The 2,919-nt window shown below is 67.6% G+C and carries 2 protein-coding genes; both read right to left on the bottom strand.

The annotated features are described in order from the left end of the window. Positions 1-19: 19 nt before the first annotated feature. Entirely contained in the window at positions 20-1,834 is a 1,815-nt protein-coding gene (locus tag MLGJGCBP_RS17840; protein ID WP_201453105.1) for a tyrosine-type recombinase/integrase, read from the bottom strand. Continuing rightward, positions 1,831-2,850 (bottom strand): tyrosine-type recombinase/integrase, encoded by a 1,020-nt coding sequence (locus MLGJGCBP_RS17835; protein WP_160097334.1) that lies wholly within the window; start codon positions 2,848-2,850, stop codon positions 1,831-1,833. Before MLGJGCBP_RS17835 ends, MLGJGCBP_RS17840 begins: the two co-directional genes overlap by 4 nt. Positions 2,851-2,919: the final 69 nt, after the last annotated feature.

Genomic DNA, 2,919 nt, shown 5'->3' with positions numbered 1-2,919 from the left:
ATGGTTATGCGGGTGATCGTCAAGAGGCCGCGTCCCCGTCGAGGCGGTCGAGTAGGCCGTCGAAGATCTTCTGTCGACCGACTTGCCCCTTGGCGGCGGCGTCGTCGCGCTGGCGTTGCAGCGTGGGCCGGAATTCGATGGTGGTGACGAAGAAGGTGCAGGATTCGCAGATCGACTCGAAGTGGCAGTCCAGTTCGACCGGGCGTGCGCAGTAGCCGTTGCCGAGCATGCGGCGGTGGGCTTCGCGTCGCAGCTTGGCCATCTCGCTCCCCTCGGCGTCCGCGGGCAGCTGCCGGTGCTGGTCGTAGAGTGCTTCGACTTTCTGTGTGACAGCGAAGTATTCGTCGGCGACGGTGCGGTCGGCGATGCGGGCATAGACGAGGGTCATGGACATGGATTTGTGTCCGAGCAGGGCAGCTATCGCTTCCAGCGACATGCCGCGGTTGATGGCCTGGGTCGCCAGGGTGTGTCGGAGTTGATGAGGGGTGACGTGCCCGATCCCGGCCTCGGCGGCGACCGAGTGCAGTGCGGTGGCGAGTCGGGATGGTCGGATGCGTCGGCCGCGTTCGAGGAACAGCAGCTTCGAGCGGGCAATGTCGCCTCGTTGGGTCATCCAGTCGTCGAGCAACGTCTTCAGGTGCGGGTGCAGGGGGATGTAGCGGTCGGTGTGCAGCTTGCCGAGTGGGACGCGCAGCCAGTAGGACGATCCGATCTGCACGACGGCGTCGGTGGTGAGGGCGAGCAGTTCGCCTTGCCGCATTCCGGTACGGGCGAGCAGTTCTATCGCGGTGCGGGTGAACGGATCCGGGTGGGCCCGGACAGCGGTGAGCAGTTTCGCCGAGGCGGCGTCGTCGATGAACCTGGGCAGCGGGTCGTCCTTGATCGGCAGGTCGGACCGCAGGACCGGGACGCGGGGTGGGCGGTCGGCGATGTCGAGTTCGTCGAGTCGGGCGAAAAACGCTGCGAGCGTTCCCAGGCGCGTGCGAATGGTCTGGTTGGCCAGCGAGGGTCCGCGGTTGCCGGTCCGGGTGGCCAGCCAGGTCTTGTAGGCCTGGACGTGGTTGCGGCGTACGTCGGCGACGCAGCGGATGTCGGGGTGGTGCTCGATCAGGTAGCCGGCGAAGATGCGTAACGACTTCTCGACACTGGCAATCGAATTGGGTCGGAGCCGCACCCCCATCTGGTCGAGATAGTCGCGCAGGGTGATCGCGAGCAGGGGCGCGTGTTCGGTGATGTGGCGCCATTGTGCGTCGCGACGACCGACGCGGCCGTTGCTGCGTGTGGGCAGCCGGTCGATGAGCCCGAGGTGGAACAGGACTGCCTGCATGCCGAACACGTTGGCGGTCAGGTTGCGCAGGCTGCGGTTGCCGGCTCGGTCTGCCGCCGATCGCAACTGCTGCACCGCATCGTCGATCTGCGCATCACCGACGCGGTTGGCTGCGGTCGCGGTCAGTGCTGCGATGAGCAGTAGCGCGCTCCACTGCCGCCTGGCAAGCACGACCGAGTAGCCCAATTCCTTGCTCATATCCGCGAATTCGATCGACAGTGCGGCGTGCACGCGGTCACCGATCGAGGCGAGATTGCCGCGGCACCCGAGCAGGTAGTCCGGGCTCGGCCGAACCCGGCCGGTGACGATGAGCCACGCGACGAACCGGCCGCACTCCGGCTCGGCGGCGAGCTGATCGACCAGCGATGCCCGCTGCCAGTCCGCCGGGTCGCCGAAGCGGGCGAAGAATGCGCGGGCCTGCCTGCGCCGCGTGGTTGCACTGGAATCCGTTTCGCTGGTGAATTCCGCAACGAGGTCGGGCTCGCCGGGGAGTTCGGGGGCGGTCACCGCGTGCCCTCGGTGGTCGGGATGTCCAGCGCTGTCAGGGCGCGTCGGTACTCCTCGTCGAGCCAGCCGTTGGCCAGATGGAGGTAGATGCGGGTCGATTCGATGGACCGGTGTCCGGCCTGGGCCTGGACCGCTTCGAGTGCCATCCCGGCCTCGCGCAGCCTGGTCAGGCAGGTGTGCCGCAGTTGATGGCAGGTGAATGCGACGCCCGACCGGCGCCGCAGGCCGCGGATGATCTCCTCCAGCCCGGCTGCCGACAGCGGCTTACCGCGGTTTGGTCCTTTGAGCACCAGAAACACTCGATTCGTGTCGGTGTCGGGGCGCTCCGCATCGAGGTAGCGGGCCAGGGTCTGGAAGAACCGTGCGGAGACCGGCACGATGCGCTGGTGACCGCCCTTCCCGTCGGCGATGAACACGCGTTTCTCGCCGACCCGGATGTCCTCGAGGGTGAGACCGAGCACCTCGCTGCGACGCAGGGCGCCCAGCAGCATCGCCTCGATCATCGCGGTGTCGCGGTGGGTGCGCAGTGCCGCAATGACCGCGTCGACGTCGCCGGGGCTCAGCACCCGCGGCAATGTGCGCGGGGTGCGCAGCAACGGCACCGTGCGGGTGCGCGTTCCCGCCCGGCGGGTGGACAACCCGCGCGGCACCGGGTTCTGCTTGATACCGGCGTCGCCGCGCACGATCAAGTACTCGAACAGTCCCGATACCGACGTCAATCGTCGCTTCACAGTCCGCGCCGATAGCCCGGCCTCGCCGTCCTCCAGGCGGACGACGCCAGGTCCGCGCCGCGGGGTGCGCTGCGCCTCGATGAAGGCGAGCACGTCGCGGCGGGTCACCGCGTTCGGGTCCTTCCCTACGACACCGAAGAACACCTTCAGATCGAACGCGGTGGCCAACAGGGTGTTGCGCCGCGCCCGGGTCGCCACGAACCGCAGGTAGTCGTCAACGTCGGGGTGGCCGATCGACACACCAGCGTCCTCGGACGATCGAACCAAGCAGGGATCCCACTGCATCGTGCACTCCTCGTCAGGGTCAGAGTCGGCGCCGGGTCGAGCCGGCTGGATCACCTACATATTCATGGA

Origin of the sequence: Rhodococcus sp. T7 (assembly GCF_009872365.1) — a bacterium.
GTDB lineage: Bacteria > Actinomycetota > Actinomycetes > Mycobacteriales > Mycobacteriaceae > Rhodococcus_F.
This window is presented reverse-complemented; position numbering and strand designations above follow the sequence as displayed.